26 protein-coding genes are annotated in these 25,883 nt (G+C 35.2%); 13 read left to right on the top strand and 13 right to left on the bottom strand.

The genetic code is table 11. The features are described from left to right. Positions 1-33: 33 nt before the first annotated feature. The gene (locus tag ACIQZ6_RS00485) at positions 34-504 is read left to right on the top strand and encodes an Lrp/AsnC family transcriptional regulator (RefSeq protein ID WP_306551706.1); all 471 of its coding nucleotides are present in this window, start codon (positions 34-36) and stop codon (positions 502-504) included. A gap of 118 nt (positions 505-622) precedes the next feature. Here ACIQZ6_RS00485 and ung read toward each other — a convergent pair whose 3' ends face one another. Beyond that, positions 623-1,300, bottom strand: coding sequence for a uracil-DNA glycosylase (ung, locus tag ACIQZ6_RS00480; RefSeq protein WP_395807104.1), 678 nt, complete (start codon positions 1,298-1,300; stop codon positions 623-625). A gap of 73 nt (positions 1,301-1,373) precedes the next feature. On the opposite strand from ung, the gene ACIQZ6_RS00475 reads away from it, so the two are divergent. Beyond that, entirely contained in the window at positions 1,374-1,922 is a 549-nt protein-coding gene (locus ACIQZ6_RS00475; protein WP_395807102.1) for a DUF2892 domain-containing protein, read from the top strand. Between the two features lie 4 nt (positions 1,923-1,926). Here the strand turns inward: ACIQZ6_RS00475 and ACIQZ6_RS00470 are convergent, their stop codons facing one another. The 6 genes from ACIQZ6_RS00470 to ACIQZ6_RS00445 all read right to left on the bottom strand — a co-directional run bounded on the left by ACIQZ6_RS00470 (position 1,927) and on the right by ACIQZ6_RS00445 (position 8,532). Further along, positions 1,927-2,142 (bottom strand): hypothetical protein, encoded by a 216-nt coding sequence (locus ACIQZ6_RS00470; protein WP_395807100.1) that lies wholly within the window; start codon positions 2,140-2,142, stop codon positions 1,927-1,929. 79 nt (positions 2,143-2,221) lie between these two features. Beyond that, the gene (lysS, locus tag ACIQZ6_RS00465) at positions 2,222-3,943 is read right to left on the bottom strand and encodes a lysine--tRNA ligase (protein ID WP_395807098.1); all 1,722 of its coding nucleotides are present in this window, start codon (positions 3,941-3,943) and stop codon (positions 2,222-2,224) included. Positions 3,944-4,330: 387 nt separating this feature from the next. Beyond that, on the bottom strand, positions 4,331-6,244 hold the full coding sequence (locus ACIQZ6_RS00460) for an AMP-dependent synthetase/ligase (protein ID WP_395807096.1): 1,914 nt from the start codon (positions 6,242-6,244) through the stop codon (positions 4,331-4,333). Positions 6,245-6,377: 133 nt separating this feature from the next. Continuing rightward, entirely contained in the window at positions 6,378-6,704 is a 327-nt protein-coding gene (locus ACIQZ6_RS00455) for a HesB/IscA family protein (RefSeq protein ID WP_395807095.1), read from the bottom strand. 47 nt (positions 6,705-6,751) lie between these two features. Beyond that, a complete protein-coding gene (gene iscU / locus ACIQZ6_RS00450; RefSeq protein WP_306551713.1) occupies positions 6,752-7,165 on the bottom strand; it encodes a Fe-S cluster assembly scaffold IscU in 414 nt (137 codons plus the stop codon). Positions 7,166-7,320: 155 nt separating this feature from the next. Further along, entirely contained in the window at positions 7,321-8,532 is a 1,212-nt protein-coding gene (locus ACIQZ6_RS00445; protein ID WP_395807093.1) for an IscS subfamily cysteine desulfurase, read from the bottom strand. A 124-nt stretch (positions 8,533-8,656) separates the two neighbouring features. Between ACIQZ6_RS00445 and mce the strand changes: the two genes are divergently transcribed. From mce to ACIQZ6_RS00415, 6 genes are all read left to right on the top strand, one after another. Further along, positions 8,657-9,058 (top strand): methylmalonyl-CoA epimerase, encoded by a 402-nt coding sequence (mce, locus tag ACIQZ6_RS00440; RefSeq protein WP_395807091.1) that lies wholly within the window; start codon positions 8,657-8,659, stop codon positions 9,056-9,058. A 145-nt stretch (positions 9,059-9,203) separates the two neighbouring features. Beyond that, on the top strand, positions 9,204-9,452 hold the full coding sequence (locus tag ACIQZ6_RS00435; RefSeq protein WP_090697682.1) for a type B 50S ribosomal protein L31: 249 nt from the start codon (positions 9,204-9,206) through the stop codon (positions 9,450-9,452). Positions 9,453-9,517: 65 nt separating this feature from the next. After that, the gene (locus tag ACIQZ6_RS00430; RefSeq protein WP_395807089.1) at positions 9,518-10,702 is read left to right on the top strand and encodes a GlmU family protein; all 1,185 of its coding nucleotides are present in this window, start codon (positions 9,518-9,520) and stop codon (positions 10,700-10,702) included. 20 nt (positions 10,703-10,722) lie between these two features. Continuing rightward, a complete protein-coding gene (gene tpiA / locus ACIQZ6_RS00425; RefSeq protein ID WP_395807087.1) occupies positions 10,723-11,490 on the top strand; it encodes a triose-phosphate isomerase in 768 nt (255 codons plus the stop codon). After that, a complete protein-coding gene (gene prmA / locus ACIQZ6_RS00420) occupies positions 11,490-12,332 on the top strand; it encodes a 50S ribosomal protein L11 methyltransferase (RefSeq protein ID WP_395807085.1) in 843 nt (280 codons plus the stop codon). Before tpiA ends, prmA begins: the two co-directional genes overlap by 1 nt. Before the next feature lie 390 nt (positions 12,333-12,722). After that, the gene (locus tag ACIQZ6_RS00415) at positions 12,723-13,046 is read left to right on the top strand and encodes a helix-turn-helix domain-containing protein (RefSeq protein ID WP_395807083.1); all 324 of its coding nucleotides are present in this window, start codon (positions 12,723-12,725) and stop codon (positions 13,044-13,046) included. A gap of 36 nt (positions 13,047-13,082) precedes the next feature. Here ACIQZ6_RS00415 and ACIQZ6_RS00410 read toward each other — a convergent pair whose 3' ends face one another. The 6 genes from ACIQZ6_RS00410 to mqnC all read right to left on the bottom strand — a co-directional run bounded on the left by ACIQZ6_RS00410 (position 13,083) and on the right by mqnC (position 19,586). Beyond that, positions 13,083-14,201 carry a GNAT family N-acetyltransferase gene (locus ACIQZ6_RS00410; protein WP_395807081.1) on the bottom strand — a complete coding sequence of 373 codons (1,119 nt, stop codon included), beginning with the start codon at positions 14,199-14,201 and terminating at the stop codon, positions 13,083-13,085. 74 nt (positions 14,202-14,275) lie between these two features. Then, on the bottom strand, positions 14,276-14,476 hold the full coding sequence (locus ACIQZ6_RS00405) for a hypothetical protein (RefSeq protein ID WP_395807079.1): 201 nt from the start codon (positions 14,474-14,476) through the stop codon (positions 14,276-14,278). A 108-nt stretch (positions 14,477-14,584) separates the two neighbouring features. Next, positions 14,585-15,151 carry an SMC-Scp complex subunit ScpB gene (gene scpB / locus ACIQZ6_RS00400; RefSeq protein WP_395807078.1) on the bottom strand — a complete coding sequence of 189 codons (567 nt, stop codon included), beginning with the start codon at positions 15,149-15,151 and terminating at the stop codon, positions 14,585-14,587. 299 nt (positions 15,152-15,450) lie between these two features. Then, positions 15,451-17,274, bottom strand: coding sequence for a histidine kinase (locus ACIQZ6_RS00395; protein WP_395807076.1), 1,824 nt, complete (start codon positions 17,272-17,274; stop codon positions 15,451-15,453). Positions 17,275-17,590: 316 nt separating this feature from the next. Beyond that, positions 17,591-18,373 (bottom strand): LytR/AlgR family response regulator transcription factor, encoded by a 783-nt coding sequence (locus tag ACIQZ6_RS00390; RefSeq protein WP_395807074.1) that lies wholly within the window; start codon positions 18,371-18,373, stop codon positions 17,591-17,593. An 88-nt stretch (positions 18,374-18,461) separates the two neighbouring features. Next, the gene (gene mqnC, locus ACIQZ6_RS00385; protein ID WP_395807072.1) at positions 18,462-19,586 is read right to left on the bottom strand and encodes a cyclic dehypoxanthinyl futalosine synthase; all 1,125 of its coding nucleotides are present in this window, start codon (positions 19,584-19,586) and stop codon (positions 18,462-18,464) included. A gap of 193 nt (positions 19,587-19,779) precedes the next feature. Between mqnC and ACIQZ6_RS00380 the strand changes: the two genes are divergently transcribed. The 5 genes from ACIQZ6_RS00380 (at position 19,780) to ACIQZ6_RS00360 (ending at position 25,827) form a co-directional block, all read left to right on the top strand. Further along, entirely contained in the window at positions 19,780-21,015 is a 1,236-nt protein-coding gene (locus tag ACIQZ6_RS00380) for a M16 family metallopeptidase (RefSeq protein WP_395807070.1), read from the top strand. Position 21,016: 1 nt separating this feature from the next. Continuing rightward, entirely contained in the window at positions 21,017-22,291 is a 1,275-nt protein-coding gene (locus tag ACIQZ6_RS00375) for a M16 family metallopeptidase (protein WP_395807068.1), read from the top strand. A gap of 136 nt (positions 22,292-22,427) precedes the next feature. After that, positions 22,428-23,897 (top strand): IMP dehydrogenase, encoded by a 1,470-nt coding sequence (gene guaB, locus ACIQZ6_RS00370; protein WP_395807066.1) that lies wholly within the window; start codon positions 22,428-22,430, stop codon positions 23,895-23,897. Positions 23,898-24,182: 285 nt separating this feature from the next. Continuing rightward, a complete protein-coding gene (locus tag ACIQZ6_RS00365) occupies positions 24,183-24,767 on the top strand; it encodes a TIGR00730 family Rossman fold protein (RefSeq protein ID WP_395807064.1) in 585 nt (194 codons plus the stop codon). 199 nt (positions 24,768-24,966) lie between these two features. Continuing rightward, complete coding sequence (locus ACIQZ6_RS00360; protein ID WP_305365494.1) at positions 24,967-25,827, top strand: RNA polymerase sigma factor RpoD/SigA; 861 nt, start codon at positions 24,967-24,969, stop codon at positions 25,825-25,827. The last annotated feature ends 56 nt before the right edge of the window (positions 25,828-25,883 follow it).

Raw genomic sequence — 25,883 nt, 5'->3', positions numbered from 1 at the left:
TATTCCTTTTAAAACTTTTATTTTTGGTAACGTATGGCTATAGAACTGGATAAAATCGATTTTAGAATTTTAAAGATTCTACAGGAGAATGGAAGGATTACCAATCTTCAATTGTCACATGAAGTAGGCCTGTCTCCGGCACCTACCCTTGAGCGAGTTAGAAAACTTGAACAAGCCCATTATATTAAAAGCTATCATGCTCTTGTTGATGAAGAATTGCTTGGTTTAGGAATAAAAACTTTTATTCAGATTCAGCTTGATTTTCATAAGAATAATACGATACAGGTATTTTTGGAAGAAATTGAATTAATAAAGGAAATTACCGAATGCCATCATGTTACCGGGCAATGTGATTTTCTTTTAAAAGCTTATGTGAAAGATATTAAATCATATGAACGTTTGATCATGGATAAGATCAGTAAGATCTCGGTTGTTAAAACCTTCCAAACCATGATGATCATGTCTACAAATAAAAAGGAGCCGGCGGTGCCTTTAGAGTACTAAGTTGTCTTTTATTTAATTTGTCCATTATTCAATTTGTCTATTTGTCAATTGGAATACCAATTAACAAATAAAAATAATTGTCATGGACAAATCAACAAATTGACAAATCAGCAAATTCCTACTCTACCTTCCAATCAATCTCCTTCTCTCCATTATTTTTCAGGTATTCATTAGTTAAAATAAAGTGATTGCAGCCAAAGAATCCATGATAAGCTGAAAAAGGTGAAGGATGTGCCGCCGTCAATATCAGATGTTTATTATGGTCAATCAATCTGGCTTTAGCTTGTGCATATTTACCCCATAATAGAAAAACAATCCTATTTTTTTTCTCCGAAATAATTTGAATTATCCGATCGGTAAATATTTCCCATCCCTGATTTTGATGGGAGCCGGCCTTCGAAGCTTCAACGGTTAAGGTTGCATTCAGTAACAATACTCCTTGGTCTGCCCATGAACTTAAGTCGCCATGTTTAGGAATTTGAAAGTCATTGTATTCTGATTGCAGCTCTTTATAGATATTTTTTAGTGAAGGGGGTAACTTAACACCTTTCTGGACTGAAAATGCCAAGCCATGCGCCTGGTTTTTACCATGATAAGGATCTTGACCAATGATTACCACCTTAACTTGATCAAAGGGTGTATGATTGAAAGCGTTGAATATTAAATTGTTTGGTGGAAATATGGTATGCCCTTCTTTACGGCAGATTTCAAGAAAAGAGTGTAAATTTGACATGTAATTTTTGTCTAATTCTTCTTTCAGGATTTCCTGCCAGTTATTTTCAAATTGAATAGACATATTTTCTTAGATTGATATTGGTTAAACGCTCAAATAAACGGATATTTGAAACAAATTTAAAAGATAAAAGATAATGCCTAATTACATCAGATTGATACTTGCAGCTATAGTGTTGGGTGCAGCAATAACTTTAATGGTTTTCGGATTTTGGGGATGGGGAATACTTTCTGTTTTTATAGCCATTCTTATCACTGTAACCTTCTTTTATAACGAATATATGCTGATTGCACAATATTATCTGCGAAAAGATAATATGGATCAGGCAGGAGTTTGGTTGAACCGAATTAAAAATCACGAAACGCAGTTATTTAGCGGGCAGCATGGTTATTATAATCTTTTGATCGGTTTGATTGAATCACGTAAGGCTCCTTTGCAGTCTGAGAAGTATTTTAAAAGAGCCATTAGTTTAGGAATGACCATGGATCATAATATAGCACTGGCTAAATTAAGCTTGGCTGGAATTGCCATGGCAAAAAGAAATAAGAGAGAAGCTACTTTGTATCTGCAGGAGGCAAAAAAAGCCGATAAAAATAAATTATTGGCTGATCAGATAAAAATGATGAAGGAGCAGATGGGGCAGATGGATCGAACAGTTCAGCAGCGCAATTACCGTCAATTTTAGGATATTATTTATCTCTAAGATTATCGAAACGACTTGTGGATTCATAACTCAATTGACAAACTTTAAGCCCCTCAATTTCATAAGAACCATTGATTGCAGAAAAATAGTGTTCTTCTTTTATTCTCTTCAATAGATTCTTAATAAAGGTAAGGTCAAAATCGTCTTTATTCAGTTTGATCAGATATTCCTGATCAGAAATTTCAATACTTGAATTTTTCATTGTGTTTTTATTTATTCAAAAATAAAAAAAGCCGCATACTTAAAAGTATAACGGCCTTTATCGCTATATTATCCTTTTGTTAACTAAACCATTCTAGAACTGCTTCTTTAGAAGGCATTGCAATTTCTAATTTCATTTTTTTACGCATCCCGCCAAGGTCATTAAAGACTTTGTTTGGGTTTCCTGCTTTTAGTTCTTCTACTGTTTTAAAACCCATTTTGTTCAATACAGGAACCCATTCTGCCGGAATTCCTAACGCAATAAAATCTTCTGAACTAACCTGCATAGTCTTCTTTTCTGGTCTCATTTGAGGAAAGAACAATACTTCTTGAATAGTGCTTTGATCAGTCATCAGCATCACTAAACGATCTATTCCAATTCCCAGTCCGGATGTTGGTGGCATTCCATATTCTAAAGCTCTCAAAAAATCTTCATCCATAGCCATTGCTTCTTCATCACCTCGTCCAGCAAGTAGTAGCTGCTCTTCCAGGCGTTCGCGCTGGTCAATAGGATCATTCAGTTCTGTATAGGCATTGGCTATTTCCTTACCCATTACAAATAGTTCAAAACGTTCTACAAGCCCTTCTTGACTGCGGTGCTTTTTAGCTAGAGGGGTCATTTCAATTGGATAGTCAGTTATATAGGTTGGCTGAATAAGAAATTCTTCCACTTTTTCACTGAATATTTCATCTATAAGTTTGCCTCTTCCCATGGTAGGGTCTATTTCTATATTCAGTTGTTTGCAGGTTGCGCGCAAAGATTCTTCATCCATTGCTGAGACATCAATGCCGGTATATTTTTTGATTGAATCATACATGGATAGTTTTTCATATGGTCCAGCAAATTCGATCATATGTTCACCCGCTTTTACGCTTGATTGACCGTGAATGGCTAGTGCTACCTTTTCTAGGCATTGTTCAACCATCGCCATCATCCAGATATAATCTTTATAAGCTACATAGATCTCCATGGATGTAAATTCAGGATTATGGGTACGATCCATACCTTCATTCCTGAACATTTTTCCAAACTCAAATACTCCGTCAAAGCCCGCTACAATCAGGCGCTTTAGGTATAATTCATTGGCAATCCGCAAATAAAGCGGCATATCCAAAGCATTATGATGCGTATTAAATGGTCTTGCTGCCGCACCGCCATGTATGGGCTGAAGAATAGGGGTTTCAACTTCCATCCATCCCTGATCTTCAAAATAGGATCGCATGGTATTGATCACCTTTGATCGCTTGATGAAGATCTGCTTAAATTCCGGATTAACGGTCAGATCTACATATCGTTGTCTGTAACGCATTTCCGGATCTGTAAACCCATCGTAAATATTGCCTTCATCATCACGTTTTACCACTGGTAGTGGTTTTAATGACTTAGAAAGGATTTTCATTTCACTAACATGAATAGAAATCTCTCCGGTCTGGGTAGTGAAAACATATCCGCTTACACCAACAAAGTCGCCGATATCTAAAAGTTTCTTAAATACAGTATTATAAAGAGTTTTGTCTTCGCCCGGACAAATCTCGTCGCGATTAATATAGGCTTGAATTCTGCCGGTCGAGTCTTGAAGCTCTGCAAATGAAGCACTTCCCATAATGCGACGGCTCATTATCCTACCTGCAAAACGGACATTCTTATACGAGGTTTTATCCCGCTCGTAATTGTTTAATATATCCTGTGCGTTAACATTTACTTCGAAGGCTTCAGGTGGATAAGGGTCAATTCCCAGTTTACGTAATTCACCTAAGGCCTCACGGCGCATAATCTCTAATTCAGATAATCCGATGCTCATTTATTTAAAATTTCTGCAAAAATAGGGTTTTCGACGTAATAATGTTAAGAAAGCTTAGCTCCTGTAAAAGAAAGAACAAAAAACTGCAATTTTCAATGAAGTTAGATCACTTTCCTCCTTTAATCTTTCCCCTTTTATCAGTTATCAGTTGTCTGTTATCAGTTATCAGTTGTCTGTTATCAGTTGTCAGTTGGTTAGGTGGTTAGACGTTATTAATATTTACTAAACAAAATTTCGCTTTTTACTTTCAGCTTTGTACTTATAACCTATAACCTATTACTTTTAGCTTTCAGCTTTATACTTATAACCTATAACCTATAACCTATAACCTATTACTTTCAGCTTTATACTTATAACCTATAACCTATAACTTATTACTTTTAGCTTTCAATCAGCTTCTGTCTCCTGCAAATACATATCATTAATATCCTCAGAATATTTATTCTCAATCACTTTTCTTTTTGCTTTCAAAGTAGGAGTGATCTCTCCTTCTTCAATGCTGAAAGGATTCCGCTTCACTAAAAATGATTTTAAGCGTTCAAACTTAGCCAGTTCATTTGAATATTTGCGAATATCAGCATGTAACCATTCCAGTATATTTTGATCCCTAATGAATGAATCTTGCTCCTGAAAGAACTCTTCTTGTAAGTTAAAAGTTTCCTGAAGAACTTCTTTTGAAGGAACAACTATGGCAGTTACATATTCTCTTTTATCTCCGATTAGAAATATCTGCTCTATTTTAGGACTCTTTAAGTAGGTGTTTTCAACTGGAGTAGGATAAATATTTTTACCATAGGCATTTACCAGCATATTCTTGATTCGGTCTGTGATTTGTAGATTACCTTTATAATATCTACCAATATCACCTGTATGGAACCAGCCATCGTTATCAATTACTTCAGCAGTTTCTGAAGGCTTATTCCAATATCCTTTCATCACGCAATGCCCTCTCACAATGATTTCACCTTCAATACATTCAAAGTGCTCATCAAAGCTTTCATTGGTTTGAATAGTGATGATTTTTTTGCTTTCTACATCCTGAATAGCAACTTCAATGCCTGGGATAATGCGGCCAACAGTCCCATAAACCTGGCGGTGATATTCAGTTACGGCCATAACCGGAGAGGTTTCTGTTAGTCCGAATCCCTCTAAAACCTTTATGCCCAGATTTCCGAAAAATTCTCCCACATTTTTAGGTAGGGCTGCTCCACCAGAAAGCATGAACTTTAAACGACCACCAGTTTTTTCCTTAATCTTACTGAAAACTAGCTTTTCTGCAATAGACTTCTTGATACCTAATATTAAACCGGGCTTTTTTCCAGCTTCATGTACTTCTCGGAATTCTTTCCCTGTTTCAATGGCCGATAAAAAAATCTTTGTTTTAATTCCGCCTGCCGATGTACCATTTTTCATCGCTTTATCATGAATTCGCTCAAGTAAACGTGGAACACAACTCATAACAGTAGGTTTAACTTCTGCCATATTTTTTGCTAATAGCTCAAGGCTTTGTGCAAAAGCTATTTTACTACCTACTGCGCAACATACATGATAGGTTGCTGTACGCTCAAATACATGTGATAAAGGAAGAAAGGAAAGAAAAAGATCATCTTTATTAATAACTGGTATTTGTTCCAGACACACTTTAACATTTTGCACGAAATTGGAATGAGTTAACATAACTCCTTTCGGTGTTCCAGTTGTTCCAGAGGTATAAATAAGGGATGTTAAATCGCTTGGAAGGATGGCCTCTCTTGCGCTGTCTATCTTCTTTTGATATTGATTTAAAATTTTTTCACCTTCCTCAATTAAGTTTTTTAAACTAATCACTCCTGCATTTAGTTCTGAATCAGGAATGTATTTTTGGTAATCATCAAATACAGGAATGATTCTCTGAAGATTGGGGCAATTATTTGCAATTTTTAATATTTTTCTGAATAAGAAAGGGTTTCCTACAAGTAAAGTCTTGGCTCCTGAATCGTTCAGAATATATTCTATTTCAGTTTCTGAAAGGGTAGGATAGATAGAAACATTCACTCCACCAATTTGTTGAAGGCCTTGATCATAATAAATCCAGTCAACCGAATTTTCGATAATCAGGGCCAATCGGTCACCCTTAATCATTCCCATTTCAAGCAAATAACTTGAAATAGCATCTGCGTTGTCTAATACATGTTTATAACTGATCTCTACCCAATTCTCCTTTACTTTATGAAGTAAAAAGGTTGTATTTTCATCGTGAACGTACCCGACTACATTCCTAAGTAAATTAGGTACTGTAGTAGACTTTGTAATTTGATTCATTGTGAGTTAAAATAAAAATTTATAATTAACAAGTATAACAGATTACCTGTATAAAAGCAAAAGGCTCATTCATGAGCCTTTTGCTTTTATTATTTTTTCTGTAAAAGATCTTTACAGATTGATTATCAATTATTTATACGGAGAAACTTTCACCACATCCGCAAGTTCGGGATGCATTTGGATTGATGAAATTGAAACCTTTGCCATTTAATCCATCTGAAAAGTCAAGTTCTGTACCAGCGAGGTAGAGAAATGATTTCATGTCAAGTGCAAGTCGAATACCCTGATCTTCAAAAAATTGATCGCCGGTTTTCTCTTCATTATCGAAATCCATTTTGTAAGATAAGCCTGAACAACCGCCACCCTGAACAGAAACACGCAGAAAATAACTCTTATCGAGTTCGTTTTCAGACATCAATTGTTCAACCTTGTTTTTTGCTTTATCTGTAATTGTTACCATTTTTATTTTTACTTAAGATTCAATGCTGTTGTCAGCCCTATTGATTCTTAGTGGTGAGATTTAGCCGATTCTAAGGCTTCCAAACCATTTTTTACACGGTAGTCATTGATTGCTGCCTTGATCGCATCTTCAGCTAAAACTGAACAATGTATTTTAACTGGTGGAAGTGCAAGTTCTTCTACAATATCCATGTTATCGATCTTCATTGCATCATCTATAGATTTACCTTTTAACCATTCGGTAGCAAGAGAAGAAGATGCAATTGCTGACCCGCATCCAAATGTTTTGAATTTTGCATCAGTGATCATATGATTTTCATCAACTTCTATCTGCAAGCGCATCACATCGCCACATTCTGGAGCACCAACTAAGCCGGTTCCAACCTTAGTACTGCTTTTATCAAGAGTTCCAACGTTACGTGGGTGAGTGTAATGATCGATTACTTTTTCTGAGTATGCCATATTTTTTATATTTAGTGTCTTTTATCAGTTGTCTTTTATCAGTTATCTGAGGAATGAAGTATGAAGCATGAGGTATGAAAAGCTATTATGAAATGAAGCTAACCTATAACTTATTACCTATAACTTATTACCTATAACTTATTACCTATAACTTGTTAATGTTCTGCCCATTCAATTTTATCCAAGTCAATTCCTTCTTTGAACATTTCCCAAAGTGGTGATAGATCGCGTAGGTGATTAACTGCTTTTTTAGTTTGTTCAATTGCAAAGTCAACTTCTTCATCTGTTGTGAATCGGCCTAAGCCAAAACGTATTGAAGAATGTGCCAAGTCATCAGATAGGCCAAGGCTTTTCAATACATATGACGGCTCTAATGATGCAGATGTACAAGCAGAGCCTGAAGATACTGCTAAATCTTTCATTGCCATCATTAGGCCTTCACCTTCAACATATTTGAACGATATATTGGCAACATGAGGTAAGCGATGATCGGTATTACCGTTTACATAACTTTCCTCTAAAACTGTCAGTGCAACCTGTAATTTATCGCGCAATTTAGAGAGACGTTTTGCTTCTTCATCCATTTCAAGCCTACAAATTTCAGCTGCTTTTCCTAGACCTACAATTCCAGGAACGTTTAAAGTTCCTGAACGCATGCCTCTTTCATGACCTCCACCGTCCATTTGTGCAGTAACTTTAACTCTTGGGTTTTTACGTCGAACATATAGTGCTCCAACGCCTTTAGGCCCGTACATTTTGTGGCCTGTAAATGCCATAAGATCTATTCCATCAGCATTTACATCAACCGGTATTTTACCAACTGCCTGAACAGCATCTGTCATGAACAGCGCCCCGTGCTTATGTGCAATTGCAGAAATCTCTCTAACCGGTTGAATAACTCCGATCTCATTATTGCCATACATAATTGCTACAAGAATGGTTTTTTCAGTCATTGCAGCTTCTAGCTCGGCAAGGTCAATTAGTCCGTCAGATTTAACTCCAAGGTACGTTACTTCGCCTCCTAGTTTTTCGACGTGTTTACATGCATCTATCACTGCTTTGTGTTCAGTAACGCAGGTAATGATATGATTTCCTTTGTCTTTATACATCTCAAATACACCCTTGATAGCAAGATTATCTGATTCAGTAGCTCCTGATGTGAAAATTATTTCCTTTTCATTTGCTCCAATCAACTTTGCAACCTGCTCACGTGCGTAATCAACGCCTTCTTCTGCAGCCCATCCAAAAGCATGATTCCTGCTGGCAGCGTTCCCGAATTTTGCATTGAAATAGGGTAACATGGCATCAAGAACCCGTGGATCCATTGGTGTTGTAGCATTATTATCTAGGTATATAGGCAAATCCATTCTTAATATTTTATAGTCTTGATTAATTTGATTCAAAGATACAAAATATATTTTTCACTAATTATCAATTTTGTCTATGTAGGTATAGATAAAATGGTCATTTTTATGACATATTAATACAATCATGGACAAGATAGAACACATTGGAATTGCCGTTAAAAGCTTGATAGATGCCTCGCCTTTGTATGAGCGGCTATTGGGTTGTAAAAGTTATAAAACGGAAGAGGTTGTTTCTGAACAGGTAATCACAGAATTCTTTAAAGTAGGTGAAAGTAAGATTGAACTGCTTGAAGCAAGTTCAGATGAAAGTTCTATTCATGGGTTTATTCAAAAGCGAGGCGAAGGGATACATCATATTGCCTTTGCAGTTGATGATATTGTCAAAGAAATGGCCAGACTTAAAAGTGATGGATTTCAACTACTAAGCGATAGTCCCAAGATAGGGGCAGACAATAAACTGGTTTGTTTTGTGCACCCAAAATCTGCGCATGGGGTATTAATAGAGCTTTGCCAGGAAATAAAATAAACTCGTATAAATTGTAAACAGACCATCTAGGCTTATTCTCAAAGGGTTTTGACAAAATAAAAACAGATGATCAACATAATTTCAAAAATTACTTTTTACTAATTGTATTTTTTCCTATATTTGCACCTCTTAAAAAGTATTGAAGATGAAAGCTGAATTGCATCCCAAAAATTACAGATTAGTTGTGTTCAAGGACATGTCTAACGAATATTCTTTCTTAACTAAGTCATGTATTGATACTAAAGAAAGTATTAAATGGGAAGATGGTAATGAATATCCACTAATTAAATTAGAGATTTCACATACCTCTCACCCGTTCTACACTGGTAAAATGAAATTGGTTGATACCGCTGGTCGTATTGATAAATTCCGTACCCGTTACGAAAAAAAATAATTTTATTATAAATAATAATTACAAGTCCCGCCTCATTAGGTCGGGACTTTTTTTATTTTTGCTAAATGGGTATAATTCTTTTTGACGATCAGTTTCGTGCTAATTTATTGCCCTTGTCGTTTACAAGGCCTGTTTCTGAATTCAGAGTAGGTATATTGACTATTGCAGATAAGTGGAAACGTTATTTGAATTCAGAGATCTCCTACCTGACTGAACACTACCTTCAGGAAAAATACCCTCTCCAAATTGATGCTGAAAATCTTCTCATTAATTCTGCTATTTGTCCGGATAAGAATTTATTAGATGCTATAGCTAAAATCAGAGAAGGCGAAGCTCTTTTTCATGATCAGTTATTGATTGCTGTTCAATTAAATGAAGCAGCAGTAAAAGAATTCGATATAAATAAACTTACCTCTTACAGAAGCGTTGAATACCTTAATTCTGTTACTAGAATTGCCTATCCTGAACATATTTTTTCATTTAATGGTCAAGAAATCCGTAAAGATTTTGAGTTATTGACTACAGGGCGAACATCTGCCAGCCTGAGTAACACGAATATTATTTTGGGTGATCAGATTTTTGTTGAGGACGGTGTTGATGCCGAATGTTCAACATTTAATTCCAAAACGGGGCCAATTTATTTAGGAAAAGATTCAATTATTATGGAAGGCTGTCATATTCGAGGCCCATTTGCCCTGTGCGAAGGTGCACTATTAAAAATGGGAGCCAAGATTTATGGAATGACAACAATTGGTCCGCACTCAAAAGCGGGTGGTGAGATCAATAATTCAGTCCTATTTGCAAATTCTGCTAAAGGTCATGAAGGGTATCTAGGAAACTCAGTTTTAGGTGAATGGTGTAATATTGGTGCCGATAGCAATAATTCGAATATGAAAAATAATTATGCAGAAGTGCGTTTATGGGATTATTCAACTGAAAAATTTAGAAAAACCGGATTGCAGTTTTGTGGTTTAATTATGGCAGACCATGCTAAATGCTCGATTAATACCATGTTCAATACAGGTACTGTGGTTGGAGTTGGTTCAAATCTTTTTGGATCGGGGTTCTCTAGAAACTTTGTTCCTGATTTTTCTTGGGGTGGTAGCCAAGGCCGTGAGGTTTATTCATTAAAAAATATGTTTGAAACTGCTATGAAGGTTTTTGCACGTAGAAATATTGATTTTAATGAAATGGAGCAAAAAATTTTAACTCATATTTTTGAGCTAACAGTTAAATACAGAAGATTTTAATTTATTGAGAAAACTATAGAATGAGAAAGAACATTGTTGCCGGTAACTGGAAAATGAATATGGACCTTGAAAAAGGGATTCAACTTTTTAATGAAATTCAGCAACTTCTTAAAGAAGAAGTTAAGGGAGATCAGGAAGTTATTATTTGTTCGCCCTATATTCATTTGAGTAGCTTATCACAATTAGTAGGCCCAAGTACTAACTTGTCAATTGGGGCTCAAAATTGTCATCAAGCAGATAGTGGAGCTTATACAGGTGAAGTTTCAGCTTCAATGATTGCTTCAACTGGTGCAGCATATGTCATAATAGGGCATTCAGAACGCAGGTTATATTTTTCTGAGTCTAATTCTATATTGGCTCAAAAGCTTGATGCAGTTCTAAAAAATGGCATGGCCCCTATATTTTGCATTGGTGAAACCCTAGAGCAAAGAAATAACACGACCTATTTTGAAGTGATAAAAGAGCAGCTTACTGAAGCTTCATTTCATCTTCAAGGAGCAGAATACAGCAAAATGATTCTTGCTTATGAGCCTGTTTGGGCTATTGGAACTGGCTTAACTGCAAGCCCTGAGCAAGCGCAAGAAATCCATTCTTTTATAAGAAGCTTATTGGCCAATAAATACGATCAGGATCTGGCAAACAATATGACAATTCTATATGGAGGAAGCTGTAACCCTAAAAATGCTTCAGAGCTTTTTGCAAAATCAGATATCGATGGCGGATTGATTGGGGGCGCTTCATTAAAGGCCCGTGATTTTGTGGATATTATCAAAGCATTGAATGACTAATGGTTTACAGCGAAGTAATATTTAATCTTTCTACTACAGAAGAGTTTCATAAAGATTTACTGATTAATTCATTATCTGAAATCGGCTTCGATACTTTTGAAGATTTTGATGCCGGTTTCAAAGCTTATATTCCTTCTTCAGAATTCAATGCAGATGTAATTGATCAATTAATGGTGGTTTATGGTGATATGTTCTCATTTACATTCGCTGCTAAACGTATTCCTCATCAAAATTGGAATGAAATATGGGAAAGTAATTTTGAGCCTCTTCAAGTTGCTGATCGCTGTTACATTCGTGCAACATTTCATGAATCTCATCCAGAGTATGAATATGAGATAGTTATTGACCCGAAGATGGCTTTTGGGACTGGCCATCATCAAACTACTGCCCTGATGATGGAATTCATGCTTGGCGAAAACTTCAAAGGACAGAACGTTTTGGATATGGGATGCGGTACTGGAATTCTTGCAATACTGGCTTCAAAAATGGGCGCAAAAGAAGTTTTAGCTATTGATTTTGATGAGATTTGTTTTGAGAGTACAATTGAAAATTCGGAAATTAACGGAATTAATAATATCCGGGTTTTATGCGGATCTAAAGAAGTGATTCCTAGTCAGAAATTTGATACTATTCTGGCTAATATAAATCGTAATATTTTGCTTGATCAATTAAACCGTTATTCTGAGGTAGCAAAACCAGGCGCAATACTCTTTTTGAGTGGCTTTTATCAAGAGCCTGATTTGACCATAATTAAAGAAAAATGTGTTTCAATTGGATTTATTTTTAAACAACATCTAGAGCTGAATAACTGGGTTTCTGCCAAGTTTGAGTTTCTTATTTAAATTAAATTTTTATATTTTAAGAAAAAAATTAAATTCTGATAGTGGAAATTTCTGAAATTATCTGCTTCTCCAAATAAATTTCTTGTTTCCTGTTTTAATTTCAACTTTTTGCAATGTTGCGAATAGTAGAGTATGGATATTAATTGATTGAAAAATAATTTAATGCAGAGTAAAATAAGCTATTAAATTGAAGTTATTTATATTAAAAACTTTGTTTTGTCACGATTCAGTTATATAATTGAATAATATTAAAGGCTGAAGAAAATAATTGAGTTTTATTAATTTTTAAAGAAAATAAATTAACAAGGCTATGATTTTTGGTTAAATCCTATTAATTTTATTGAATCTATATAAACATATATCTAACATCTATCTATAAAAACAATCCCCATGCAAACATTAGGAAAAAAGATTCGCTTACTTAGACATCAAAAAAGTTGGAGCCAGGAAGACGTAGCTAAGCAACTAGGAATTTCTATTCCAGCATTTTCAAAAATTGAAACTGGAATTACAGATATCAATTTATCTAGGTTAGTGCAAATATCGAAATTGTTTGAAATGACTGTAGTTCAATTGCTTGATACAAATAATGCCGAAGATCAGCAGAACTATGATTTGGAAGTTGATACGCTTACCCAGAAGCTTCATGAACGTGAAGCAGAAATCATTGATCTACAGAAGAAGATTATCGATTTATATGAGATTAGAAAATAATAAAAAAGGGGCTTTCATTTGAAAGCCCCTTTTTTATTAGAATATTTTTCTTAATGTAACATGTTTTTTTCCAAGCGTTGCACCTGTTGCTTCGTGGATAGATAACATTTTATCATTGAAATCGCCTACCCAGGATAATTCCAATTCTTCATATTGATTCAATGGAATAACATATTCTTTGAGCTTAATAAATAAAGCAGATTCTAATCCAAGTTTTTGAAATTGTTTTTTAGTACCCATCACTACTGCGCGCATTCTGCTTACTCCTTTCCACCGGTAGTATAAAAATTTTAACTTCTCAATCAGACCAAGTTTTCCATTAAAGCTTTTGATCATTTGATTTGCATCTGGAATAATAACAATTACTGATGCGGGTTCTTCATTGATGTACGCAAACCAGATTAGTTTTTCATCCATCACCGTTTTCATTTTATTGAAACTTTCAAGAATGCCTTGGGTTTCAAGTGGAACAAAATTTTCGAAATCCTGCCAGGCATCATTATAGATTTCTGCAAAGTCTTTTGCAAATTGTTCCAGTTTTCCAACTTCTAAATGCTTAAACGAATAGCCTGGTTTATTGGCAACCCATTGAGCAATTTTTGTGAAACGCTCTGGGAATGGCTTTTTTGCCTCCAAATGATTCGTAATCTGCTCATAAAGAACAGTGAATCCATAATCTTCAAATAATTTTTTATAGTAGGAGTGATGATAATTCATGCCATAAGAGGGAGTAGTAAAGCCCTCAATTAATAGCCCCCAGAAGCTGTCATTCTCGCCAAAGTTGATGGGCCCATCCATCGCTTTCATCCCTCTTGCAGAAAGCCATTGTTGTGCGGTATCAAATAATAATGTTGCAGCTTCTGTATTATCAATACATTCAAAAAAACCGATACCTCCGGTTGCCTGTTGTGGTTGATAGGCTTTTTTTTCATTGATGAATGCAGCAATTCGACCAATTAGTTTTCCATCATCAGATTTTAATACCCATCTGGTGCATGACCCATGACTATGAAAATTATTTAGTTTTGGATCGAAGACTGCTTTAATATCTTTATCAAGGGGACAAACCCAGAACTTATCATTTCTGTAAAGCTCACGTGCTACATCTAAAAATTCGGCAGCCGTTTGGGGATGATCAACTTCTTTTAAAATCATAAGGTTTAAGGAGATTAAATAAAAAAAGCATTCAGAGAACTGAATGCCTGAATAGTTGATTAGGACTTATTTTATTAAAAATCGTCTTCCTCATCATCGAAATTATCGAAATCCTGAATGTCATCATCTAGTTGTAAGTCAAAGTCATCGTCATCATCCAATACAGTACGTGATGACTCCTTTGGATCAGTCAAATTAGTTTGCTTCTTCACCGGGCCTTTAGCAGCTTTCTTGCCTGACCCTTCGCTTGTGGTTGTTTTTTTTGGCGACTTCATCTGTAGAAAATTACGCTTTATTTATGGTGTTTTTATTGAATATAAAATTAATAAGATTTTGAATTTTCAGCTCTTCTTTTTTTATTTTTTATTTCACAAAACAATCTCTTATTCTGCTTGTTCTCCAATCGTATTATTTTCAGTGATTAGCTCATTGATTTGTGGCAGGTCATTTGTTGAATTAATCCCAAAATAATCCATAAATAAGCCGCTGGTGGTATAAAGAAGGGGCTTACCAATGGTTTCGGCTTTTCCACTGATACTGATTAACTCTTTTTCTAAAAGTTTTTGAACCGTATAATCGCAATTAACCCCCCTGATCTGTTCAATTTCAAGCTTGGTGATGGGTTGTTTATAGGCAATAATGGATAGAGTTTCGAGTGCCGCTTGGCTTAATTTTTTCTTGGATCGTTGTATTTGTAATTGATTAATTGCCCCATAGTATTCTTTTTTAGTCAGAAACTGATAGCCACCATTCAGCTGAACAAGCTCTATGGCAAGGTCAAGCTCCAGATATTTTGCCCTAATCTGTTCAATCATTTCAAGAATGAATCTAATTTCAAGAGGTTCTTCAAGTAGTTCAGTTAAAACCTGATGAATTTCTTCTGCAGTAATGCTCTTTTCGGAAGCGAAGATTAATGCTTCGATTAGGTTTGTTGGTTTATCTGGGGTCATGGACAAACATAATACATTGGATTAAATTCCTAAAAAATGATTTAAAAATATTGAAGTGATATTCAGAATCTTGCTAAGTGATATTATATTTAATGACTAAACTTATTTTCTGTAATAACCAATTATATAATTGAAGTTTAAAGTAAATATTGTTATTCAGTGGGTTGAATGAAATTTAAATCAATGTTTGTCCCAGAATTAGTATATAAATTCATTTGTATTGAATTAAGTTATAAAATCCAGCGTGATTTTATATTGGTCAAGGTTTAATGAATTGAAATCATAGATCTTTCCTAATATTATACAGGTATTTGGATTACAATTTCAGTACCAGAATTGCCCATCTGAATCTTTTTTATACTGATATCCCTGTTATTGAGCATATTAATAAGGTCAACTCTTTCCTGTATTAATTCTAATCCACGACTAATGTGCCCAGAAATTTTATTTTTAATTGAATTAGATATTCCAATTCCGTTATCTGTTATTTTTATTAGGAGTACATCATTCTCGCAAGTAAAATCAATATCAATTCTTCCTCCTGTATCTTTTGGCATAATTCCATGCCATATCGCATTTTCAATGAATGGCTGAATTAACATTGGTGGTAAAACAATTTCCTCTACATCGATATTATTACCTACGGTAAAATTGTATTCCATTTTTTCGGTAAACCTAATCTTTTCGAGTGATAGATATAAAGATAGATATTCAATTTCTTCCATAAGTGTGATAGAAATTTTTAAGCATAGCTCAAGATGTTTTCGCATTAATCGGGAGAAAATAGCAAGTATTTTATTAGCTTCTTGTATATTTTTCTTATTAATAAAATATTGGATAGTGGTCAAAATATTGAATATGAAGTGCGGATTTATCATTGCCTGCAAAGTTTTTTGCTCAAGCAATATTATCTTAGTTGCAGTCTCAATGTCTTTCTTTTTTCTTTTTCTTTTTAATTCGAAATAGATAACTACTCCTATTATAGAGATAATTAGAACTAACGAAAAAATAATTGTAAGGATCCACCAAAACAATGTTTCTTTATATTTTTGTTTAGATATGGTTAGTTCGTTTTCCTGTATTTTTTGTTTTTGAATGTAATAGCTGGAAGTCTTGCCAATATTATCAGTCTGATTTTTTGACAGAAGTAAACTATCGATTTTATGAAGTTTGATTAAGTATTGTAAAGCTTTTTTATGATTGTTTTGTGCCTCTTCGATTTGATATAAGTTGTATATGAAATTGTATTGAATTTTTGAATCTTTTAAAATATTTGAGTAATAAATTCCTTCTTTTATTGTTTTTTTTGCTTCATAAAATTTTTTTTCTTTTATGTAAATCGATGTTAATGTTAAATTGGTGCCAACTAAAATTTTATATAAGTTGCGACCTTTTGCCATTGATTTGGCTTTAAATAAAGCTTTTTTTCCTTTTTCTAATTGATTTATTTTGAGATTCAAAACTCCTAAGTTTTGGTAGTATAATATCATAGATATTGTATCTTCTAAACTTTTAAATATTTCGTTACTCTTTTCAAGATATAATTTTGCCTTATTAGTATCTTTTCCCTTGCTTAAGACGTATGAAATATTAAAATATAGACCAGCTATTAATTCCTTATTATTGAGTTTTTTAGATATATCTAATGCCTTGTTAAAGTAAAACAATGCTTTTTGGTGATTTATTTCTCTATATAGAAGACCTATATTATTATAAACCCTTGCCTGTTTTATTTTATCATTTTTTTTTCTGAAGTATTTTAAGGCCTCGATATAATATTTTACAGCCTGTTCAATATCGTTTAGATTAGAGTAGCCAATTCCTTTTACTCTATATGCTTCGCCAATTCCTGAAATGTAATTTGCAATTATTGCTAATTTTAAGCTACTATCGGCAAGAATAATCGTTTTTGATGGATTCTCAAGGCGTAGATCAAATGCTGTTTTGTTCAGCTTATTGATTCGGGTACTGTCAACTAAATTAGATTCTGCTGATAATGTCCTGAAAATATTTTCAAAGGACATTTTGTACAAACTTGTTGGTTTGAATAAATAATTAGTAAAAAAAAATATAACTAGAAGCAATGTTACTGATGAGGCAGTGATTAAGACTTTGTTTTTCAACTTCGCAAGTTTTAGATTTGATTCAAAGAAAAATTTAATGAAATTGAATTAACGATTGAACTAATATTAAATTATAAACAAGTTTTTTAATAAAGTAATAAAGGCGGTGAAACGCCCCAAACGTTTCAACCGCCTTTTAATAACCAGTATTAATATTACCCCTATGTAAAATTTGCATCTTTAATAGAATAATTTTTTTCAGGTTATGTTAAATCAATAGTAAATCAATTTGGTCCCAAAATATTTTAAACTTAGTAAACGGTATATTATATTCTGTTAACGGTAGGTATTTTAGAAATATGTCGATATAAATGCATTAATGTTTAAAATAATTCCTCACGGTTTCAAGGAATTCAGAAGACCTTCTCCTAGAAACTACATGCTCTGAATTATCTGATAGTTTTACTATCAAACCATTTTTATTGGTATAATCACTCAGATGTTTCAAATTAATTATAGTTGATTTATGTATCCTGCTGAAACCCGAATTCTTAAGGATTTCTTCATATTCTTTAAGATGTCTTGATGCAATGATGCTTTGATTGTTTTCAAGATGAAAAATTGAATAATTGCTATCTGCTAAAACATAAATAATTTCATTGATATTGAGAATTTGAAATCCATTTGAATGTGAAAGGTTTATCTTATTGATCTTTTTGATATCGCTGAGATTTTCTTCAAGACTGTTGAGTTGTGCTTTGATATTATCAGATATTAATTGGTCATTTCCATTTCGGGTTTTCAATTTAATAACCTTTATTACTGCATTCTTTAGTTCGTCAATATCAATGGGTTTTAATAAATAATCAATTGCACTAGCCTTTAGTGCTCTTAATGCATATTGATCAAATGCAGTTGTAAAAATGACAAATGAGTTTACTTTTTGCAGGTCTGGTAATAGATTAAATCCATCTTCATTTGGCATAGCTATGTCAAGAAAAACTAAATCAATTTCAACTGTTTTTAGCATTTTTCTTGCTTCTGCAACTGATTGAGCTATGCCTTTTATTTTGACCTCGGGAAAATGCTCGCCAAGGAGGAAATATAGGGATTGACGTGAAAATTCTTCATCGTCAACTATAAGTGCGTTTATTGACATATTATAGTGATTACGTATACTTACTAAAATATTTGTAATTGAAACATAAATCCAATAAAAATGAGTAAACGGTATATTTTTTTGAGTATCAGTACCCAATCACCTGCTGTTCAGTCATTTCAGGTAAATCTCTGAACTCATATTGCTGTGTTCTGAGCTGAGGTTCAAACCCTGCTTCGCGTATCGAATCCTGGATGCCTTGCGAGGTAAAGCGGTGTGGGGCACCAGCGGCAGAAACTACATTTTCTTCGATCATGATTGAGCCAAAATCATTGGCGCCGGCATGCAAACAGATCTGGGCAACCTGCTTTCCAACCGTTAACCAAGAGGCCTGAATGTTTTTCACATTGGGTAGCATGATACGGCTCAAGGCAATCATCCGGATGTATTCGTCAGAAGTTACCTGATTGGTGATGCCTCTTACTTTCTTAAGCAGCGTACCATCATCCTGAAAAGGCCATGGAATAAAGGCGATAAAACCTTTAGCATCGGCTGGTTTTTCTGCCTGCACTTCGCGCAGCCAAACCAAATGCTCAAAACGTTCTTCCAGCGTTTCTACATGTCCAAACATCATGGTTGCTGAGGTAGTTAATCCTAATTGATGCGCAGCACGCATCACATCCAGCCATTCTTGCCCGCCACATTTGCCTTTTGAAATCAACCGGCGAACCCTATCATTTAATATTTCTGCTCCCGCACCGGGTAATGAATCAAGGCCTGCGGCCATTAAAGCCTTTAATACCTCGGTATGGCTAATGCCTTCGAGTTTAGCGATGTGAGCAATTTCAGGTGGGCCTAAAGAGTGTAATTTAAGGGTAGGATATAATTGCTTGAGTTGTTTGAAAAGATCGACATAGAATTGCAAACCCAGATCAGGATGATGCCCGCCCTGTAATAAAAGCTGATCGCCTCCAAAACGGAAGGTTTCTTCGATCTTGATCTTATAAGTTTCAATATCAGTGATATAGCTTTCATCATGACCTGGCCTTCTAAAAAAATTGCAGAATTTACAATTGGCAATACAAACATTGGTTGTATTTACATTCCGGTCAATGATCCAAGTTACTTTATTGTGTGGAACCTGCTTTTTGCGAAGCTCATTGGCAGTATACATCAAGTCAGCAGTTGATGCATTTTTGAAAAGGAATAAACCTTCATCAGCAGAAAGAAATTCAAAATTTGCCGCTCGTAATAGCAGTTCAGAAGTATTCATTGTCAAATATAACAGAGAATTTGTTAAGGAAGGTACTAGTCAATTAGTAAATTGACCAATATGACAATCAATATATTATTTTATGCTTTCTTCTTGCATTTTACTGACATTTCTGCTCTTTAATAAGATGACAAGACGTTCATTCTGCTCTAAAAATTTCGTAAACTTGTTTTTCTAAATTTTTATCTAATTTATGGTTTCTTTCGAACGCTTTACGCTTGCAAATGGTCTAAAAGTACTGGTACATGAAGACCCCACAACCCCAATGGCGGTTGTCAATATTCTGTATGATGTTGGTGCCCGAGATGAACATCCTGATCAAACCGGCTTTGCCCATTTGTTTGAACATCTTATGTTTGGGGGCTCTGTTAATATTCCATCTTATGATGAACCTTTGCAGCGAGTAGGAGGTGAGAATAATGCCTTCACAAGCAATGATATTACCAATTATTACATTACGCTTCCTTCTGTTAATCTTGAAACTGCCTTTTGGCTAGAAAGCGACAGAATGCTGAGCCTTGCTTTTTCTGAAAAAAGCTTGGAAGTACAACGAAATGTGGTTTGCGAAGAGTTTAAACAACGGTATTTAAACCAACCTTATGGTGATGTATGGCTTAAATTAAGGCCAATGGCTTATAAGCAGCATCCTTATCAATGGGCAACTATTGGCAAGTCGCTTGATCACATAGAAAATGCAACTATTAATGATGTTAAAGCCTTTTTTAACCGTCACTATAACCCTTCAAATGCCATCATGGTAGTGGGTGGCGATGTTAAACTTGAAGAAGTAAAAAGGCTTTCTGAAAAATGGTTTGGAACTATTCCTGCAGGTAAAAAAATACCACGAATATTGCCTACAGAAGGCGTACAAACCAACGAAAGAAAAGAGACCGTTCAAGCGAATGTACCTTTAGATGCATTATATAAAGTGTTTCATATGCCTGCAAGAACCCAGCAAGGTTATTACGCGGTTGATCTGATTTCAGATATTCTTTCAAGAGGTAACTCGTCTAGATTGTTTCGTAATTTATTAAAAGACAAGAAGTTATTTAGTGACATTAATGCTTATCTCACGGGTAGTTTAGATGCTGGATTGTTTGTTGTTGAAGGAAAGCCCCTGCCGGGAGTATCTATGGATGTTGCTGAAGCCGCAATATGGGAGGAGTTAAACAGGATCAGCACCGAATTAGTTCCAGATGCAGAGCTCACAAAGGTTAAGAACAAAATGGAATCGACCATGGTCTTTTCTGAAATGAGCTTGCTTGACAAAGCAATGAACCTTGCCTATTTCGAACTGCTTGGAGATGCCAATGAATTGAATTTAGAAACGCAAAAGTACCTGGATGTAAATTCTGAAGAAATTCGATTGCAGGCAAAACAGATATTCCGGAAAGAAAATTCATCTACTTTATACTATTTAGCTAATTAATATGATTAACAGAGCACTTGCCCCGGTTTATGGTGAAGTTGACAATATAGAGCTGATCAGGGCTAAACCTCTGGTATTGGCTAATGGATTAAAACTATTCAGTATTGATGGGGGAGAGCAAGATCTTGTTCGCATAGAATTTATCTTCTCTAATACTAATTATGATTCTGCTAAACCACTTCAAACATTCGCCACAAATACCATGTTGAATGATGGTACTTCAGAGCTTAGTTCAACCCAAATTGCTGACAAAATTGATTACTATGGCGCATTTCTTCAAACTGAATATGCCAATGATCATTCAACGGTAATTTTATTTACGTTAAACAAGCATCTGGCAAATACCTTACCCATTGTAAAGGCTATTATTTCAGATTCCATCTTTCCGCAAGTTGAACTGGATACCCTGATACGCAATCAAAAGCAAAAGCTGAGTGTAAGTTTAGAAAAAAACGACTTCTTGAGCCGTAAAACATTTAGCCACGTTTTGTTTGGCGATACGCTGTATGGCTATGATATTGCAGCTGCCGATTATGATCAGTTGAGTAGAGATCAGTTAAGTGCCTATTTTAAGTTGGCATACCAGCCAAAAAATTGCACAGTTATCCTATCAGGGAAGGTGAATGAGGATACGATTACGCTCATTGACAAATACTTTGGTACCGATTGGGATAATTCAATTGATGTAAAGGAGAATGAATTCACATTTGCCATGGGTTCTGGCCAAGAGCATTTTCTGGAAAGGGCAGATGCCTTGCAATCTGCCATCCGAATTGGACAAGTATCAATTAACCGGAAACATGCTGATTTTCCTGGGCTTCAGGTTTTAAATACAATTTTTGGAGGATATTTTGGTTCTAGATTAATGGCCAATATCCGTGAGGATAAGGGATTTACTTATGGTATTGGTTCTGCATTGGTTTCATTGAAAAATACCGGATACTTTTTTATTGCTTCAGAGGTAGGCGCAGAGGTTTGTTCTGCTACATTAACTGAAATCGAAAAAGAAATCACACTATTAAAAGAGCAGCCTGTAACTGAAGGTGAATTGGCTTTGGTTAGGAATTATATGCTGGGTTCAATGTTAGGAAGTTTAGAAAATGCACTATCTCATGCCGATAAATTTAAAAATGTTTATTTCTCAGGCCTCGACTATGATTATTATAAGAACTATATCAATACAGTAAGAAATATTGGCCCTAATGAAGTTCAAGCACTTGCTAATCAATATTTAAATTTTAATTCTTTTGAAAAAGTGATTGTTGGAAAGAAATGATGTTGAACTATCTGATTCGATTGCCTGTTATACGCTTCGAATTAGATAGCATAACTTCTAGTTCAAATCCAAATTCGGTTTTTCAATATTTATTTCTACATTTGCCTGGCAAGTAATAACCCCTCAATTATTTGCTATGCATCTAGACCCAGAAAAATTCGTTGCAGAAGGCCTAACCTACGACGACGTACTATTAATCCCAGCTTATTCCGAAGTTTTACCACGTGATGTTGATACCAGCACTTATTTTACTCGTAAAATAAAACTGAATGTTCCTATTGTTTCGGCTGCTATGGATACGGTTACAGAATCGGGTCTTGCAATTGCAATTGCTCAAGCCGGTGGAATAGGCATGCTTCATAAAAATATGAGTATTGTGCAGCAGGCAGAAGAGGTGCGTAAGGTAAAGCGTTCTGAAAGTGGAATTATTCAGGATCCGGTAACCCTTGATGTAAATGCCTTGGTTTCAGATGCCTTTCTGATTATGAAAGATTATAAGATCGGTGGAATTCCGGTTATCTCATCAGACCGAAAATTGGTAGGGATTATTACTAACCGTGATCTTCGTTTTCAAAAAGACATGAAACGCCCGGTAAAGGATGTGATGACCAGTGAAAATTTGATTACTGCACCAGAGGGCACAACCTTAAAGCAAGCAGAAGAAATTCTGCAAGATTATAAAATTGAGAAACTTCCAGTAGTTGATAAACAAGGTTATTTAACCGGTTTGATTACATTTAAGGATATTCAGAAATTCAAAAATTTTCCAAATGCATGTAAAGATGAGCATGGACGATTGCGGGTTGGTGCAGCAGTTGGAGTTACCCCAGATACTATTGAGCGAGTAGATGCATTGGTTAAAGCCGGAGTAGATGTAATCACTATTGACACGGCACACGGGCATTCTAGAGGGGTTATTCAAAAATTGAAAGATGTAAAAGCAAAATATCCTGAACTTCAGGTGGTTGTTGGAAATATTGCAACCGGCGAGGCTGCTATTGCATTGGCCGATGCAGGTGCTGATGCTGTTAAGGTTGGAATTGGACCTGGTTCTATTTGTACAACCAGAATTATTGCAGGTGTTGGTGTTCCACAATTGTATGCAGTATATGAGTGTGCAAAAGCACTTAAGGGCAGGGGTGTACCAGTAATTGCCGATGGAGGTATAAAACAAACTGGGGATATTGCAAAAGCAATTGCTGCAGGTGCCAGTACAATCATGGCGGGATCTTTATTTGCTGGAGTTGAAGAATCGCCTGGCGAGACCATTATTTACGAGAGCAGAAAGTTTAAATCATACCGCGGAATGGGTTCAATTGAAGCCATGGAACAAGGTTCAAAAGATCGCTATTTTCAGGATGTAGAAGATGACATTAAAAAATTGGTTCCTGAAGGTATTGTTGGTAGAGTGCCTTTCAAAGGGTCTCTTGCAGAGGTAATGTATCAGCTTATTGGCGGCTTAAGAGCGAGTATGGGATATTGCGGTGCGGCAACAATTGATGATCTTCAAAATGCAAGGTTTGTTAAAATTACGGCAGCTGGAATGCGCGAAAGCCATCCTCATGATATTACAATTACTAAAGAAGCTCCGAATTATAGTAGGTAATTGGGGGCTGAAAGCTGAAAAGTTATAAGTTAAAAGCTAAAAGGCGAAAGCTGAAAGTTAAAAGCTAAAAGGCGAAAGCTGAAAGTTAAAAGCTAAAAGGTGAAAGCCAAAAGCTAAAAGGCGAAAGGTAAAAGCTAAAAGGTGAAAGCCAAAAGGTGAAAGCTAAATTAAATAATACAAATCTTTACTAATTACTAACTACTAACCACTAACTACTAACCACTAACTACTAACCACTAACTACTAACCACTAACCACTAATTACTAACTACTAACCACTAATCAATGAAATCAATTTCTGTTTTCTGTGGGGCAAATTTTAATGGGGATCCTGTGTTGCTTAAGGCAATAGAAGATTTAGCTGATGTTTTTGTACAGAAAGATATCACCTTAGTGTTTGGCGGAGGTAGGGTTGGTGTAATGGGCCTTATTGCAGATGCAATGTTGGTTCGTGGTGGAAGAGCTATTGGCGTTATCCCACAGTTTTTGATGGATAAGGAGGTGGGTCATACCGGACTTACAGAGCTGATTATTACCGAAAATATGCATCAGCGAAAACAAAAAATGGCTGACATTTCTGATGGCATAATAACTTTGCCTGGTGGATTTGGAACCATGGAAGAGTTTTTTGAGGTGCTTACTTGGTTGCAATTAGGCCTTCATAATAACCCCATCGGATTATTAAATGTAGGTGGCTTTTACGATCCATTACTTTTACAGATGGATAGGATGGTTGATCAGAAATTCCTGAAGCCAATTAACCGTGAATTAGTTTTATCTCATGATAATCCTGGGAGCCTTGTTGCATTAATGGAGAAGTATAATCCGCTACCAGATGATGTCTGGTTTAGAGATAGAAATCTGACATAGCTTGATCTATTAAAAATTGATTTAATAAATATTGTTTATTATCTCAAAAATAGGATATGTGGAATGATTTTTGTGGAGCATGAAATGTTACAAATTATTGCTAAATTCTTAAAAATCAGTTATTTTTCGATAAAAAAATCGCTTAGCTTGCAGATTTTTTTTAAATTTGCACACTTTAATACAGCGTATTTATTCATAAATGAGACAACTCAAAATAACCCAATCGATTACCAATCGTGAATCTCAGTCACTAGACAAGTATTTGCACGAAATTGGTAAGGTAGATCTAATTACAGCCGAAGAAGAAGTAATTCTAGCCCAAAAGATTAGAGAGGGCGATCAGGCAGCTCTAGAGCGTTTAACAAAAACCAATCTGCGTTTTGTGGTTTCTGTGGCAAAGCAATATCAGAATCAAGGTCTTACCTTGGGTGATTTGATAAATGAAGGAAATCTTGGACTAATCAAAGCAGCAAAACGTTTTGATGAAACCAAAGGGTTCAAGTTTATTTCGTATGCTGTTTGGTGGATTCGTCAGTCAATTTTACAGGCTATAGCAGAGCAATCTCGAATTGTTCGTTTGCCCTTGAATCAAGTAGGTTCACTGAGTAAGATAAGTAAAGCTTTTTCAAGACTTGAGCAGGAGTTTGAGCGTGAGCCATCTCCTGAAGAATTAGCCGAGAATCTAGAAACAACCGTTGAAAAAATTTCAGACACATTAAGTAACTCTGGGCGCCATGTTTCTATGGATGCGCCATTTGTACAGGGAGAAGAAAATACATTGCTAGATGTTCTTGAGAACAGTGATCCCAATACAGACAGTAATTTGATCAATGAATCTTTATCTGAAGAGATTAAACGTTCATTGTCAACGCTAACTGAAAGAGAACGTGAAATAATAGTTTTATTCTTTGGGCTAAGTACAAATCATCCGCTTTCTCTTGAAGAAATCGGTGAAAAATTCAACCTGACTCGTGAGCGAGTTCGTCAAATTAAAGACAAAGCCTTGCAGCGTTTACGCCATACTTCTAGAAGTAAGATTTTGAAATCTTACCTCGGATAATCTAAAATTTACAGGATTGAAAAAGATCGGGCCTATGCCCGATTTTTTTATTTATA

Source organism: Daejeonella sp. (assembly GCF_044348475.1).
GTDB lineage: Bacteria > Bacteroidota > Bacteroidia > Sphingobacteriales > Sphingobacteriaceae > Daejeonella.
The sequence above is the reverse complement of the archived record's forward strand: the minus strand, read 5'-3'. Positions and strand labels throughout refer to the sequence as shown.